Annotated in this window: 14 protein-coding genes; 7 read left to right on the top strand and 7 right to left on the bottom strand. The window is 39.5% G+C overall.

Going from position 1 to position 13,659, the window contains the following annotated elements; genetic code table 11:
- Nucleotides 1–42 precede the first annotated feature (42 nt).
- Entirely contained in the window at nt 43–1,113 is a 1,071-nt protein-coding gene (aroB, locus tag MB09_RS14470; RefSeq protein ID WP_045081634.1) for a 3-dehydroquinate synthase, read from the bottom strand.
- Nucleotides 1,114–1,184: 71 nt separating this feature from the next.
- Here aroB and MB09_RS14475 point away from each other — a divergent pair, with 71 nt between their 5' ends.
- Complete coding sequence (locus MB09_RS14475) at nt 1,185–2,357, top strand: proline dehydrogenase family protein (RefSeq protein ID WP_045081635.1); 1,173 nt, start codon at nt 1,185–1,187, stop codon at nt 2,355–2,357.
- 38 nt (nt 2,358–2,395) lie between these two features.
- Here the strand turns inward: MB09_RS14475 and MB09_RS14480 are convergent, their stop codons facing one another.
- The 6 genes from MB09_RS14480 to porX form a co-directional block, all read right to left on the bottom strand.
- Entirely contained in the window at nt 2,396–2,773 is a 378-nt protein-coding gene (locus tag MB09_RS14480; protein ID WP_045081636.1) for a DUF4258 domain-containing protein, read from the bottom strand.
- 49 nt (nt 2,774–2,822) lie between these two features.
- Nucleotides 2,823–4,022, bottom strand: coding sequence for an alanine dehydrogenase (locus MB09_RS14485; RefSeq protein ID WP_045081637.1), 1,200 nt, complete (start codon nt 4,020–4,022; stop codon nt 2,823–2,825).
- Nucleotides 4,023–4,555: 533 nt separating this feature from the next.
- The gene (locus tag MB09_RS16230; RefSeq protein WP_165586717.1) at nt 4,556–4,696 is read right to left on the bottom strand and encodes a hypothetical protein; all 141 of its coding nucleotides are present in this window, start codon (nt 4,694–4,696) and stop codon (nt 4,556–4,558) included.
- 364 nt (nt 4,697–5,060) lie between these two features.
- The gene (locus tag MB09_RS14495; protein ID WP_045081653.1) at nt 5,061–5,573 is read right to left on the bottom strand and encodes a hypothetical protein; all 513 of its coding nucleotides are present in this window, start codon (nt 5,571–5,573) and stop codon (nt 5,061–5,063) included.
- A 265-nt stretch (nt 5,574–5,838) separates the two neighbouring features.
- Nucleotides 5,839–6,252, bottom strand: a complete 414-nt coding sequence (gene tsaE / locus MB09_RS14500; RefSeq protein ID WP_045081638.1) for a tRNA (adenosine(37)-N6)-threonylcarbamoyltransferase complex ATPase subunit type 1 TsaE — start codon at nt 6,250–6,252, stop codon at nt 5,839–5,841.
- 93 nt (nt 6,253–6,345) lie between these two features.
- Nucleotides 6,346–7,896, bottom strand: coding sequence for a T9SS response regulator signal transducer PorX (gene porX, locus MB09_RS14505; RefSeq protein WP_045081639.1), 1,551 nt, complete (start codon nt 7,894–7,896; stop codon nt 6,346–6,348).
- A gap of 153 nt (nt 7,897–8,049) precedes the next feature.
- Between porX and MB09_RS14510 the strand changes: the two genes are divergently transcribed.
- The 6 genes from MB09_RS14510 to MB09_RS14535 form a co-directional block, all read left to right on the top strand.
- On the top strand, nt 8,050–9,294 hold the full coding sequence (locus MB09_RS14510) for an HD domain-containing protein (protein WP_045081640.1): 1,245 nt from the start codon (nt 8,050–8,052) through the stop codon (nt 9,292–9,294).
- A 117-nt stretch (nt 9,295–9,411) separates the two neighbouring features.
- Nucleotides 9,412–10,437 carry a UDP-3-O-(3-hydroxymyristoyl)glucosamine N-acyltransferase gene (lpxD, locus tag MB09_RS14515; protein ID WP_045081641.1) on the top strand — a complete coding sequence of 342 codons (1,026 nt, stop codon included), beginning with the start codon at nt 9,412–9,414 and terminating at the stop codon, nt 10,435–10,437.
- Complete coding sequence (locus tag MB09_RS14520) at nt 10,430–11,836, top strand: bifunctional UDP-3-O-[3-hydroxymyristoyl] N-acetylglucosamine deacetylase/3-hydroxyacyl-ACP dehydratase (RefSeq protein ID WP_045081642.1); 1,407 nt, start codon at nt 10,430–10,432, stop codon at nt 11,834–11,836. Before lpxD ends, MB09_RS14520 begins: the two co-directional genes overlap by 8 nt.
- An 84-nt stretch (nt 11,837–11,920) precedes the next feature.
- Nucleotides 11,921–12,706, top strand: a complete 786-nt coding sequence (gene lpxA / locus MB09_RS14525; RefSeq protein ID WP_045081643.1) for an acyl-ACP--UDP-N-acetylglucosamine O-acyltransferase — start codon at nt 11,921–11,923, stop codon at nt 12,704–12,706.
- 30 nt (nt 12,707–12,736) lie between these two features.
- Nucleotides 12,737–13,303 (top strand): elongation factor P, encoded by a 567-nt coding sequence (gene efp, locus MB09_RS14530; RefSeq protein WP_045081644.1) that lies wholly within the window; start codon nt 12,737–12,739, stop codon nt 13,301–13,303.
- Between the two features lie 116 nt (nt 13,304–13,419).
- Nucleotides 13,420–13,659 (top strand): transposase (locus MB09_RS14535; RefSeq protein WP_045080565.1); only part of this gene is annotated, 240 nt, incomplete at its 3' end.

A 13,659-nucleotide genomic window follows, 5' to 3' on the forward strand; every position in this document is an offset into this window, starting at 1 on the left:
TATTCAAAAAATGAAGAGATAAAAATATTTTGAATGAAATTTTCAGAAATTTTTATAATATTCAAAAGCCTTGTAAATAAGGCTATTGGGCACTTCGCAGTCTGTTTTGTATTGGCCTATGTCTTTTAAAAGTACAAATAGCACTTTGCCGTTTCTATTTTTCTTGTCAAAAGCCAGTAACTTAATCACCGCTTCGATATCATTTTTGTTAAAATTTTTTTTTGAGAAGTACTTCAAAACCGTTGCAGTAATATCCTTTAATCTTTCTTTGGGGAAATCCAAAAGTTCGGCCGAAATGTGGGTCGCGAGGATAATCCCGATTGCCACGGCTTCCCCGTGGAGCAGGGTAGTTTTTTCTTCACTTTCCAAAAAATACGATTCTATGGCGTGCCCCAACGTATGCCCATAATTTAATGTTTTCCGAAGGTTGCGCTCATACGGATCTTGTTTTACAATCTCTTCTTTTATTGCAATGGAATCCCATATCAAATTTTCAAATTCGTTTTTTTCCGAAAAATTTACTTTTTTCACCCTTTCCCAGTATTCGGTACTGTGAATAAGCCCGTGTTTTAACATTTCGGCCAAGCCTGAAATAAGCTGCTCCTGCGGAAGTGTTTTCAGAAAATCGATATCCACAACTACACATTCCGGAAGATTGATTACGCCTATTTGATTTTTCAAATGGCCCAAATCCACGCCATTTTTACCGCCCACCGAGGCATCCACCATCGCGAGTAGGGAAGTGGGTATATTGATAAAAGGCAGTCCGCGTTTAAAGGTAGATGCTACAAATCCTCCCAGATCGGTTACCACGCCCCCGCCCAGATTGACAATCAAACTGTTTTTGTCTGCTCCTTTTTCAGAAAGTGTTTCCCAAACCCCGAGGGAGGTGGTTAAATTTTTATGTTTTTCACCCGCTGGAATAGTAATGTTCTCTACGGAAATATTAATTGCAATTTTTTCCGAAAACAGAGATAAACAATGTTCTTCGGTATTTTCATCGGTTATTACGAATAGGTGGGAAGGTTTTTCGGCTTCCATATATGTTGATAGTATTTCCCAGCCCCGTGTACTGCGGTAAACTTTGCCTTTTTCGTTTAAAATATTTCCCATTAATTAATTGATTTTTCTCATATATCCACAGTTCAAATCTAACTATATTTGCACACTTTATTATAATATTTATGGCATCAAATTCCCTTTTTGATAATACTGAAACCGCTTTTCAGTTAAAGAGCGATTCTGAATTGGAACGCGCATATTTTCTTTTTAAGATGATTTCCATGGAACCCTTGGTACGTATTGGTTCCGCCGTCACAAAATTTGCACTGAATGTAAACCTTCCAGTGGAAGGATTGATCCGTTCTACGGTGTTTGATCATTTTTGCGGGGGCGTGAATGAACGGGATTGTATGGGTACGGTAGATAAACTTTATGATGTGGGCGTTTCTTCGGTATTGGATTTTTCCGTGGAAGGCAAGGAAGAAGACTTGCAGTTTGATGCCACGGCACAAAAGGTTATAGAGCTCACCGAATTTGCGGAAAATAAGGAAGCAATGCCATTCTCTGTATTTAAGCCCACGGGGCTCGGCAGGTTTAAGATCTGGCAGAAAATTACCGAGAAAAAACCACTTACCGAGAGTGAACAAGTATATTGGGAAAATTTGCAGGCGAGATACGACACTGTTTCAAAAGCGGCCCACGACTGTGGAATAAGACTGCTGATAGATGCTGAGGAATCGTGGATGCAGGATGCCGCTGACGATCTCTGTGAAAAAATGATGGAAAAATATAATATCGATCGCCCCATTGTATTTAATACATTGCAATGCTACCGTTGGGATAGATTGGACTACTTAAAAAAACTGCATCAGCGTGCTAGGACTAAGGGCTACAAATTGGGCTTTAAAATTGTTCGCGGGGCTTATTTGGAAAAGGAAAATGAGCGTGCTATTGAGAATGGTTACAAATCGCCTATCTGTGAGAGCAAAAAGGCAACCGATGACAACTTCAATGAGATTATGAAGTACATTCTCGATAACATTGAAGACATTGAAATTTTTGTGGGTACCCACAATGAAACCAGTACCTATTTGTGTATGGATGTAATGAAAGAAAAGGGAATCGCAAAGAGTGACGATCGTGTTTGGTTCGGTCAACTTTATGGGATGAGCGATCATATTACATTTAATCTAGGAGCGGAAGGATATAATGTGGCAAAATACATTCCCTTTGGTCCCGTAAAAGATGTGATGCCCTATTTGATACGACGTGCAGAGGAAAATACCTCGGTAGCGGGGCAGACAAGTAGGGAACTTACCCTTTTGAAAAAAGAAAAGGCACGTAGGAAATTGTAAAAGCCTCCAATAGGATATTGCTTAAACGAAATCACTCATCAGTTTTGGATAACGGCCGCGTCCAGTACCGTTACCAGCTTTTCGCAATTCTCAACGGTAATTTTTAGGTTTTTTTCTAAAATTTCCCCTTCAATTACATAAAGTCTGCAGGAATCCAGGTCGGTATTGCTTTCAGAAAAAAGAACATCGCCATCTTCCAAGAGCATCGATACTGCCGAAGTATCCAATTTATGCTCACGAAGTATCTGCAGCGTGCTTTCTGAAAACGCGCGCTCCTTCAAACGTATATTTTTCAGTGTTCTCGCTTCCGGGCCATACGCGCAGGATGTTTTCTTTCCACTTAGAATAAAAAATAAGAGCGCGATTCCAATAATAAATCCACCGGAAAAATACGCCAATCGGTATGCTAATTTCATTGAATGTTTTTTTGGGATTTTGAATCCGACCGTTCCAAATTCTTGACTATTAAAAAATAAGAAGGTTGATATCGCTATAGGACATATTGAACCAATCCGCACAGGCTTTGTTGGTCAATATTCCGCGGTAAAAGTACAAACCATTTTTTAATCCATTGTCAAAGCGGATGGCATTTTCAAGTCCGCCACTTTCTGCAATTTCCAAAATATAGGGCGTAAAAATATTGCTGATTGAAATGGAAGCTGTTTTTGGATAGCGCGCCGGAATGTTCGGCACCCCATAGTGTATTACTTCGTGTTTTATAAATGTCGGCTGGTCGTGGCTGGTCATTTCGGTAGTTTCAAAACAGCCGCCCATATCTACACAAACGTCTATGATTACAGCTCCTTTTTTCATATTGCGGACCATTTCTTCCGTCACAATGATAGGGGCGCGATTATGGCCGCGCACGGCGCCGATTGCTACGTCACAGCGAAGGAGGGCTTTCATTAAATTTTTTGGTTGTACGGTAGAGGTGTATAAAATTCTGCCCACATTGGTCTGTATGGTTCTGAGTTTTGTAATAGAACTATCAAAAACCTTCACGCTTGCTCCCAAACCAAGTGCTGAGCGCACGGCAAATTCTCCAACGGTTCCGGCACCAATTACGACTACCTCAATAGGAGGTACACCGCTTATACTTCCGAATAGCAGCCCATTGCCTTTTTTTGCATTCACCATTAGTTCTGCCGCAATAAGGACTGAGGCCGTGCCCGCAATTTCACTCAGGGCTTTCACGGCAGGGTAGCTGTGGTCCTCGTCTTTTATAAATTCAAAAGCTAGGGCGGTGATTTTCTTTTTGGCCAGGGCTTCGAAGTATGATTTTTTTCTGGTCTTCAATTGAAGGGCAGAAATCAGGACTGTCTTGGGATTTATAAGTTCCAACTCTTCCAGGGTAGGAGGTTCTACTTTTAGAACCATAGGGCAGCCAAACACCTTTTTTTTATCACCGGTCAATTCTGCACCAGCCTCTGAGTAATCTTTATCTGAAAAACCAGCTTCATTGCCAGCTCCATTTTCAATAAGTACGCGGTGGCCATTGTTTACAATAGCATTTACCGCATCTGGGGTAAGGCATATTCGTTTTTCCTGAAAATAGGCTTCCTTGGGAATACCTATATAAAGCTCTCCCTTTTGTCTATCTACTTCAAGTGTTTCTTCCTGTGGAAGCAGTTGTGCTCTGGTAAATGGTGATTTTGGTTTTGTCATAATACAAGCTTGGCAGCTTCAATTTACGGAATAATTTTTACAATCACGATGCCAGAGATTATTGAAACAGATCTTTTATCTGCTGCCAAAATGAACGTTTATGTAGAAGTTCCTCTTCAAAAGATTTGAGGTCATTTTCCCGCATTTGACTAAAAAGTTTCGCACGAATCAAATAAACGAAGGGAACTAATACCATCATAATGGGGATTACATAAATTATTTCAACTTCATCTGCATTTAAATTCTGCTTGAGAATATTGAAGAGCTGAAAAACATACATCGATAAGGGTACTAGAATAATCCAATGCCACCAATGTTTGCAAGTAAAAAACCAGATTAGCAAAAGAATTACCGGAATTACTTTTCCCGCGAGAAACCAAGCATAATGATATAGGGAGCGATATTCTGTTTTAAAAGTAAAAAAAGAAGTTTCCCAAACTGCAGTATCAGCTGGGAAACTTTCGTAAGCATAGTATAAAAAAGGGGTACAGGCCAATATAAAAACTATAATGCCTCCCTGTATTAGACTTTTTCTATCCGGCTGGCGGAACGTCCACCGTCCTGACGTCGATTTGTTGTGGGGTTTGTTCATCCTGGATTCCTTCTGGGGTACAAGAAGCAAATAATCCTGCGGCAAAAATTGCGGCTACAATAATAACTTTTAAATTTTTCATAATAATATGTTTTTGTGAGGTTAATATGGGTCAAACTTACTATGAAAAAATTTAAATGTACTAATTATGTTAATTGTATCTTTACAGGTTATAATGCAATTAAATCCTTTGAAATTCATAAAAAGATTCAATTAAGTGTTAAATTTTAACAATTGTTATATAGCTGTAAATACTTTATTATTTCACCGGCAATATCGTATTGGGTTAAGGTTCGCTTCGTTTTTGAGTTAGTTTTTAGTTTTTTATTTCTTCGTTTGTGGAAAATAACCTTACCGCAATAAGATGTTTTTCTCCACTACTTATTAAGAAAATAGAGAGTACCAAGGTACTAATAAAATTTGATATTGATACAGCTGTCAGTAAATCAGAAAAGATCTTTTATTTGCTGCCATAATGATTTTTTGGAGCCCAGTTCCTCTTCAAAACTTCGCAAATCTTTTCCTAATAATTTATTTGAAAGCTGAGCTTTTATAAGATAAACAAATGGAACTATAACTAGCATTATAGGAAAGAGCCACCATATTTCAACTTCATCTGTTATCCCCACATCATCGTTAATAACACTAAACAGTTGAAACGCAAACATTCCGATTGGTATAAATATAACGTGGTACCACCAATGCTTGCATGTAATAAACCAGATAATTAAAAGTAGGAGTGGAACAAACTTTCCCATCATTGTCCAAGCAGATACTTTTACTTCTTGGTACCAATTAGCTTGGTATGTAAATAGAAAAGTTTCCCACGTTTTTGTTTGTGGAAAACTTTCATAACTATAAAAAATATATGGTGATGCAGCTATAATCAGCGCTATTATACTACCCGTTGCTAGGTATGATGATTTTGCTTTTTTCGATTTGTTGGGGTGTTTGTTCATCCTGGATGCTTTCTGGGGTGCAAGAAGCGAATGTTCCAATTGATAAGATTGCTGCGATAAAAAGAACTTTTAGAGTTTTCATAATATTAAGTTTTTGTGAGGTTAATAACACTTCAAACCTACTATGAAAAAAGAAAAAAAATCTAATTATTTTTGCTATATATTTATAAATTTTTTTAAAAATAAATCTCCATCTCTGTAATTTTTGCGATTTGGGGCAAACAACTAAAAAGTAATCTATAAATACTATATTTCTCGCTGCAATTTATTTCAGTGGCATAAATTTTAAGGTTCTACTTCCGTTATTGTTTATTTCCAAGGTAATTTTATTGGCGTCCAAAGGCAATAGCTGTTCAATTTTCTCGGGCCATTCTATAAAAATATAATCCCCGTTGTATAAATAATCTTCGAACCCTATATCAAAGGCCTCGGAAATATCGTTAATTCGATAAAAATCAAAATGGTAAACAGTGCCGTCCGGCGTGTCGTATTCATTTATAATTGAAAAGGAAGGACTGCTCGAGGGTTCCTTAACGCCAAGTTGAAGAGCCAATTCCTTGATTAAGGTAGTTTTTCCAACTCCCATTGAACCATAAAAAAGGAATACGTTCGACTCTGAATTCTTTAATAATGCTTCAGCTACTTTTCCAATTTCTTTTTGGGTATATGTAAATTCCATAACAAAAACGGGACGAATATAGATAATTTATCAATCAAAACCGAAAATATCTATTAATCCAGTAATATTCCTACATAAATAATTAAAAAAGAATTACTTGGGAGTAAATACCGAAAACGGTATCAGCATTTCCTCCAATGAAACCCCGCCGTGCTGGTAGGTATTTCGATAATAACTTACATAGTGGTTGTAATTATTGGGATATGCAAAGAAATAGTCGCCTTTTGCAAAAATAAAGGAGCTGCTCATATTTATTGTCGGCAAACTAATAGTCTTAGGCTCTTTTGCGGCTAAAACTTCCTTGTCCTCATAAGTGAGGCTCTTTCCGGTTTTGTACCGAAGGTTGAGACTTGTATTTTTATCGCCGATAACTTTTGACGGGTTTTTCACATTTATAGTGCCGTGGTCGGTGGTTATTATAAGCTTGAAACCCAATCGCGCAGCCTGCTGGATAATTTCCAATAAGGGTGAATTCTTAAACCAGCTTTGCGTTAGGGAACGGTATGATTTGTCATTGGAGGCCAATTCCTTTATTACCTCCATTTCTGTTTTTGAGTGGGAGAGCATATCCACAAAATTGTAAACCACAACCGTTAGATCTTCCTCTTTGTGGCTTTTGAAATTTTCAACCAATTTCTTTCCTTGCTTCAAACTCGAAATTTTGTGGTAGCTCCAGTTTAAATCCAATCTTAAACGCTTAAGTTGTGCTGCCAAAAATTCTTCTTCTTTCATGTTTTTGCCCCCATCCTCGGTATCGTTCAACCAAAGATCTGGATGAAATTTTTCCATATCGCTCGGCATTAGGCCTGAAAAAATTGCATTACGAGCATACTGCGTGGCTGTAGGTAGAATACTACAGAAAAGCTCCTCGCTCGTTTTTTTGTAAAGATTGGCTACGGTTGGTTCAAAGGCTTTCCATTGGTCAAATCTCAAATTGTCAATCACCACCAATAGCGTAGGCGTTCCTTGCTGCAATTGCGGCTGTACCCTTTCCTTAAAAAGCGTGTGCGACATGATGGGTGCCTCGCTTGGGTCTGCAAACCATTTTGGATAATTCTTATCTATAAACTTGCAGAACTGGCTATTGGCCTCTGTTTTTTGCGATTCCAAAATTTCAAACATCCCGGAATCTTCAATGTCTTCCAGCTCCAATTCCCAATAGACCAATTTTTGGTAGAGATCTTTCCACTCCTCAAAACTGTTTACCATGGAAAGATCCATCGCGATTTTCCGGAATTCCTGCTGGTAACTTGAAGTGGTCTTTTCTGAAACCAACCTGCTGTGGTCCAGGTTTTTCTTTAAACTCAATAGAATCTGGTTTGGATTTACCGGTTTTATAAGATAATCGGCAATTTTGGAGCCGATGGCTTCCTCCATTATGTATTCCTCTTCACTTTTGGTGATCATCACTACCGGTATGGAGGCTTGCTGCTCCTTGATTTCGGCAAGGGTTTCCAGCCCCGTTAGCCCGGGCATATTCTCATCCAGAAAAACAATATCGAAATTTTCCTTTTTAATCTCTTCCAAGGCTTCGGTACCGCTCTGCGCCGTTGTTACTTTATAATTTTTGTTTTCAAGAAAAAGAATGTGTGGTTTAAGCAAATCAATCTCATCATCTACCCATAGTACTTTTATGTCGCTCATATATGTATATTTGTCTTTGTGCTCCGAGGCTTTAGCCCAAGCGCATCGTTAATTTATATTTGTATGTAATTCTCGCTGCTTGAAGAATATTCTTCAAAAATAAACCTGAATTATTTCAAAAATTTTTTGCAGCTATTAATTTAAAGTTAAAGTTTGAAAACCCTTCCAAAGCATAAAATTATAAACGATCCCATCTATGGTTTTATTACCGTGCCGAGCACGCTGGTTTTTAATTTGATGGAGTACAAATACTTCCAAAGGCTCCGTAGAATTTCCCAAATGGGTTTTTCGTATATCGTTTATCCGGGCGCGCACCACACGCGTTTCCATCACGCACTTGGTGCTATGTTTTTGATGCAGAAAGCCGTGCAAGTGCTTAAATCAAAAGGGGTTGCGATTTCTGAAAAGGAAGAAGAGGCGCTGTATATCGCCATTCTTTTGCACGATATCGGCCACGGTCCGTTTTCGCATGCCATGGAAAACAGCATTGTTGAAAACATAAGCCACGAGCAAATTTCCCTGCTTTTTATGGAGGCGTTGAACCGAAAGTTTAACAAGCAATTAACGCTGGCCATTCAAATTTTCAAGGACGAGCACCCCAGAAAATTTCTTCACCAGTTGGTTTCGGGTCAATTGGATATGGACCGGCTGGATTATTTAAAACGCGATAGCTTTTACACGGGCGTTCCCGAAGGCACCGTAAATGCGCAGCGTTTGATAGCCATGCTGCACGTAAAGAACGATAGGTTGGTGGTAGAGGAGAAGGGTATCTATTCAGTTGAAAATTTTCTCGTTGCCCGCCGTTTGATGTATTGGCAGGTCTATCTACATAAAACTGGGATTGTAGCCGAACAGCTCCTGGTCCGGGTGCTGAAACGTGCCAAACAACTCTCCGCACAAGGGGTTGCGCTTCCGGCCAGCAATAGCCTAAAATTCTTTCTGAATAACAACATCAACCTAAAGGATTTTTCGGAAAAAGTGCTCGATACCTTTTCAAAATTGGACGATTTCGATATTATCTCGGCAATGAAGGCTTGGGTAAGCAACGACGATTTCGTTTTAAAAAATCTTTCAAAAATGCTCCTGAACCGCGATTTATTAAAGGTAAAAGTGAAATCGCAGCCATTTTCTTCCCAAAAAATAAAGGAGAAAAGAAACAAGCTTGTGGAAAAATATAATATTTCAGAAGAAGAAGCAGCCTTTTTTGTATTTACCGGCAAGCTCGAAAATCAGGCCTACAGCATGGAAAAGGACACCATAAACCTGTTGAAGAAAAACGGTAAGATTATAGACGTGGCCAAGGCAAGCGACCAGTTGAATTTGGAGGCACTCTCAAAATCGGTCGTGAAATACTATATGTGCTATCCAAAAAACAATAAAGATAGCTATCGGGGCTAAATCCTTTTTTTCTATTTTTGCAGCAATGAAAACCAATGACCGAAAACCAATTCATTTAAAATTTATTACTTTGCGGTTGCTTTTAGCTACTTCGGTCAAAATAAACCTTTACGCCCAATGAAATTTACAGCTGCCCAAATAGCAGGAATTCTTAACGGAACCGTTGATGGCGATGAAGGTATAGAAGTTTCAAAACTCGCAAAAATAGAAGAGGGCAGCAAAGGCAGCTTGACCTTTCTGGCCAACCCGAAATACACACATTACATATATTCTACCCAGGCTTCAATTACCATCGTCAATGATGATTTTGTGGCCTCGCAGGACTTATCAACTACGCTTATCCGTGTTGAGAATGCCTATAAGGCCTTTTCGCAATTGTTGGAATACTACAACCAGGTGAAAATGAACAAGACCGGTATAGAAAGTCCGGTGTATATTTCAGAAACTGCCAAATACGGCGAGAATCTTTATCTCGGCGCTTTTTCTTATATAGGTGAAAATGTAAAGATTGGTGACAATGTGAAAATTTATCCCAACGTGTATATCGGGGATAATGTGAAAGTTGGCAATAACACTGTTCTTTTTACGGGCGCCAAACTCTATTCCGAAACGGTAGTAGGTGAATCCTGCGTAATTAACAGTGGGGTAGTCATTGGGGCCGATGGTTTCGGCTTTACTCCGAACGAAAGAGGTGAATACAATAAAGTTCCCCAAACGGGCAACGTAATTTTAGAAGATAACGTAGATGTGGGCCCCGGTACCACCATAGATAGGGCGACGCTCGGTTCTACGTTGATAAAGAAGGGTGTAAAACTCGATAATCAAATTCAGATTGCCCACAATGTAACCATTGGCGAAAACACTGTGATTGCCGCCCAAACCGGCGTGGCGGGTTCCACCAAAATAGGAAAAAACTGTATCATCGGCGGTCAAGTGGGTATTGCGGGCCATATAACTATCGGCGATAACGTGAAAATTCAGGCGCAGAGTGGTATAGGAAGAAATGTGAAGGACAATGAAACCCTTCAGGGCTCTCCGGCATTTGGTTACGGCGATTTTAATAAAAGTTATGTATATTTTAAAAACCTGCCCAAAATAATGGAAAGGTTCAATATAGTTGAAAAAAAAGTCGATAATGAGTGAAAGTGTTGTAAAACAGCGCACCATTGGTAAGGAAATTTCCCTTACCGGAGTAGGTTTGCATACAGGCAAAGAAGTGACGCTAACCTTTAAGCCTGCCCCCGAAAACCACGGATACAAATTCGTGCGGATTGATTTGGAAGGACAACCTGTAATTGAAGCGGATGCCAATTTTGTAGTGAATACGCAGCGGGGCACAAACCTGGAAAAGAACGGCGTTAAAGTGCAAACTTCGGAACACGTGCTCGCGGCCTTGGTAGGGCTGGAGGTAGATAATTGTATTATTGAGATCAATGCTTCGGAGCCTCCAATTATGGACGGATCTTCCAAATTTTTTGTAGAAGCAATTGAAAAAGCGGGAGTAGTGGAGCAGGACGCCCCGAGAGAAGAATATGTGGTAAAAGAAGTGATTTCTTTCTTGGATGAAGAAACCGGAAGTGAGATTATCGTAATGCCCGCCGACCAATACCAAGTGACAACCATGGTGGACTTCGGTACAAAAGTCTTGGGAACCCAAAACGCTTCACTCAATAATATTTCAGAATTTAAGAATGAGATTGCCAATGCCCGAACCTTCAGTTTTCTTCACGAGATTGAAATGCTGTTAGAACATGGTCTTATTAAAGGAGGCGATCTCAATAATGCAATTGTCTATGTAGATAAACCGCTTTCTCCTAGCACTATGGACAAACTGCGCACCGCCTTCGGGAAGGATAATATTTCCGTAAAACCTAACGGAATCTTGGACAACCTTACTTTACATTATCCTAACGAAGCCGCAAGGCACAAATTATTGGATGTGATTGGCGATTTGGCTTTGGTAGGTACGCGCATCCGCGGAAAGGTAATCGCAAACAAGCCCGGCCATTATGTAAATACCCAATTTGCCAAAAAGCTCGCGAAAATTATAAAGCTCGAAGCTCGCAATACTGTTCCAAAATTTGATATCAACCAGCCCCCTGTAAAGGACGTGAACGAAATAATGGCAATGCTTCCGCATAGGCCACCGTTCTTATTGGTCGATAAAATTATGGAAATGACCGAGACCAGTGTGGTGGGTCTTAAAAACGTAACCATGAACGAGCCGTTCTTCGTCGGTCACTTTCCGGGTGCTCCTGTAATGCCCGGGGTATTGATTGTGGAAGCAATGGCCCAAACGGGCGGCATATTGGCCTTGAGCACCGTGCCCGATCCCGAAAATTACCTCACTTTCTTTATGAAAATAAACAATGTGAAATTTAAACAACAGGTGAATCCTGGCGATACGCTGATTTTTGTATTGGAATTGATCTCTCCCATTCGGCGTGGAATTGTCCATATGCAAGGAAATGCGTATGCCAATGGCAAATTAGTAACAGAGGCCGAATTGATGGCCCAAATGGTAAAAACAAAAAATTTATAGATTGAATAGCGTATAGAAACAATGTCAATTTGAATAAGAATTGTTTCCCCAGGCTTCACCTATAAATATTAATAAAAAACAGAAATGAACCAACCTCTTGCATACGTCCATCCGGGCGCAAAAATAGCAAAAAACGTTGTGATTGAGCCTTTTACTACTATTCACAACAACGTAGTTATAGGTGAAGGAACTTGGATTGGCAGCAATGTAACCATTATGGAAGGTGCGCGCATTGGTAAAAATTGCAATATTTTTCCAGGAGCGGTAATCTCGGGAATTCCGCAGGATCTAAAATTTAAGGATGAAAATACCACCGTGGAAATTGGCGACGGAACCACAATTCGCGAATATGTTACCATAAACCGTGGTACCATCGATAGGGGAAAAACAGTAGTTGGAAAGAACTGTTGGATTATGGCCTATTGCCATATTGCCCACGACTGTATTGTTGGCGACAACTGTATTTTTTCAAATAACAGTACTCTTGCAGGACACGTTACTGTGGGAGACCACGTGGTTTTGGCAGGAATGACGGCCGTACACCAGTTTTGTATGATTGGCAACCACGCTTTTGTAACCGGGGGCTCTTTGGTGCGCAAGGATGTACCGCCATACGTTAAGGCGGCTCGGGAACCGCTCAGTTATGTAGGTATTAACTCTATCGGGTTGCGAAGAAGAGGCTTCAACTCGCAGAAAATAACGGAAATTCAAAACATTTACAGAATTCTGTATCAAAAAAACTATAATACCTCTCAAGCAGCAGAAATCATTGAGGCCGAAATGGAGGCCACTCCCGAACGGGATGAAATACTTCAGTTCATCAAAAATTCCAAACGCGGAATCATGAAAGGCTATTTTAATTCAAATTAAACTACAAACAACAAACACTAAACCCTCCCAATGGCAACATCATCAGATATTAGAAAAGGACTTTGCATCCGTTATAACAATGATATTTATAAAATTATTGAATTCCTTCACGTAAAACCGGGGAAAGGCCCAGCTTTTGTTCGTACAAAACTAAAAAGCGTTACCACTGGAAAAGTAATTGACAATACTTTTTCCGCAGGGCATAAAATAGAGGACGTTCGCGTTGAAACCCATAAATTTCAATATCTATACAATGAAGGTGATATGTATCATTTTATGAATACTGACGATTATTCGCAGATTCGCTTGATGAAGGATATACTCGATACACCTGAATTGATGAAGGAAGGAGAAATTGTTACAGTTTTAATAAATACTGAAGATAGTGCGCCGCTTTCAGTTGAAATGCCAGCTCATGTAGTTTTGGAGGTTACTTCCACCGAACCTGGCGTTAAAGGTAATACAGCCACAAATGCTACCAAACCTGCAATTGTTGAAACTGGTGCTGAAATAAATGTTCCTCTTTTCATAAACGAAGGTGATAAGATTAGAATTGATACTGAAAAAGGCCAATATCAGGAACGAATGAAGGAATAGAACAAATTCCAAATTCAATCCCGATAATTATCGGGAAAAAATTCCAAAATTCTAAAAAAACTGTCGGGTACTGAAATAAGTTGACCGTTTTACGGAGTTTAAACCAACTTATTATTATGGCGAAAGTAGAAGATTTTAGCAATAAATCGTCCCAGCGTGTAAATCGTTATTTTAGCGAGAGCTTTAAGCGCAAAAAAGTAAGAGAGATTGAGAAGAACGTTTCTACCGTCCTGGAGGTCAGCAGGGAATATGAAGTTTCCACTACGGCAGTATACAAATGGCTCGATAAATACTCGCACAACCGCAAACGAGGCGTAAAACAAGTTGTAGAACTAATGAGCGATACCCGAAAAATA

The organism is Aequorivita vladivostokensis (assembly GCF_000952855.1).
Taxonomy (GTDB): domain Bacteria; phylum Bacteroidota; class Bacteroidia; order Flavobacteriales; family Flavobacteriaceae; genus Aequorivita; species Aequorivita vladivostokensis.

What these genes read in the sequence shown, in the direction of transcription:
- aroB (WP_045081634.1), bottom strand. Translation starts at nt 1,113, where the DNA reads ATGGGAAATATTTTAAACGAAAAAGGCAAAGTTTACCGCAGTACACGG.
- MB09_RS14475 (WP_045081635.1), top strand. Translation starts at nt 1,185, where the DNA reads ATGGCATCAAATTCCCTTTTTGATAATACTGAAACCGCTTTTCAGTTA.
- MB09_RS14480 (WP_045081636.1), bottom strand. Translation starts at nt 2,773, where the DNA reads ATGAAATTAGCATACCGATTGGCGTATTTTTCCGGTGGATTTATTATT.
- MB09_RS14485 (WP_045081637.1), bottom strand. Translation starts at nt 4,022, where the DNA reads ATGACAAAACCAAAATCACCATTTACCAGAGCACAACTGCTTCCACAG.
- MB09_RS16230 (WP_165586717.1), bottom strand. Translation starts at nt 4,696, where the DNA reads ATGAAAAATTTAAAAGTTATTATTGTAGCCGCAATTTTTGCCGCAGGA.
- MB09_RS14495 (WP_045081653.1), bottom strand. Translation starts at nt 5,573, where the DNA reads ATGAACAAACACCCCAACAAATCGAAAAAAGCAAAATCATCATACCTA.
- tsaE (WP_045081638.1), bottom strand. Translation starts at nt 6,252, where the DNA reads ATGGAATTTACATATACCCAAAAAGAAATTGGAAAAGTAGCTGAAGCA.
- porX (WP_045081639.1), bottom strand. Translation starts at nt 7,896, where the DNA reads ATGAGCGACATAAAAGTACTATGGGTAGATGATGAGATTGATTTGCTT.
- lpxD (WP_045081641.1), top strand. Translation starts at nt 9,412, where the DNA reads ATGAAATTTACAGCTGCCCAAATAGCAGGAATTCTTAACGGAACCGTT.
- MB09_RS14520 (WP_045081642.1), top strand. Translation starts at nt 10,430, where the DNA reads ATGAGTGAAAGTGTTGTAAAACAGCGCACCATTGGTAAGGAAATTTCC.
- lpxA (WP_045081643.1), top strand. Translation starts at nt 11,921, where the DNA reads ATGAACCAACCTCTTGCATACGTCCATCCGGGCGCAAAAATAGCAAAA.
- efp (WP_045081644.1), top strand. Translation starts at nt 12,737, where the DNA reads ATGGCAACATCATCAGATATTAGAAAAGGACTTTGCATCCGTTATAAC.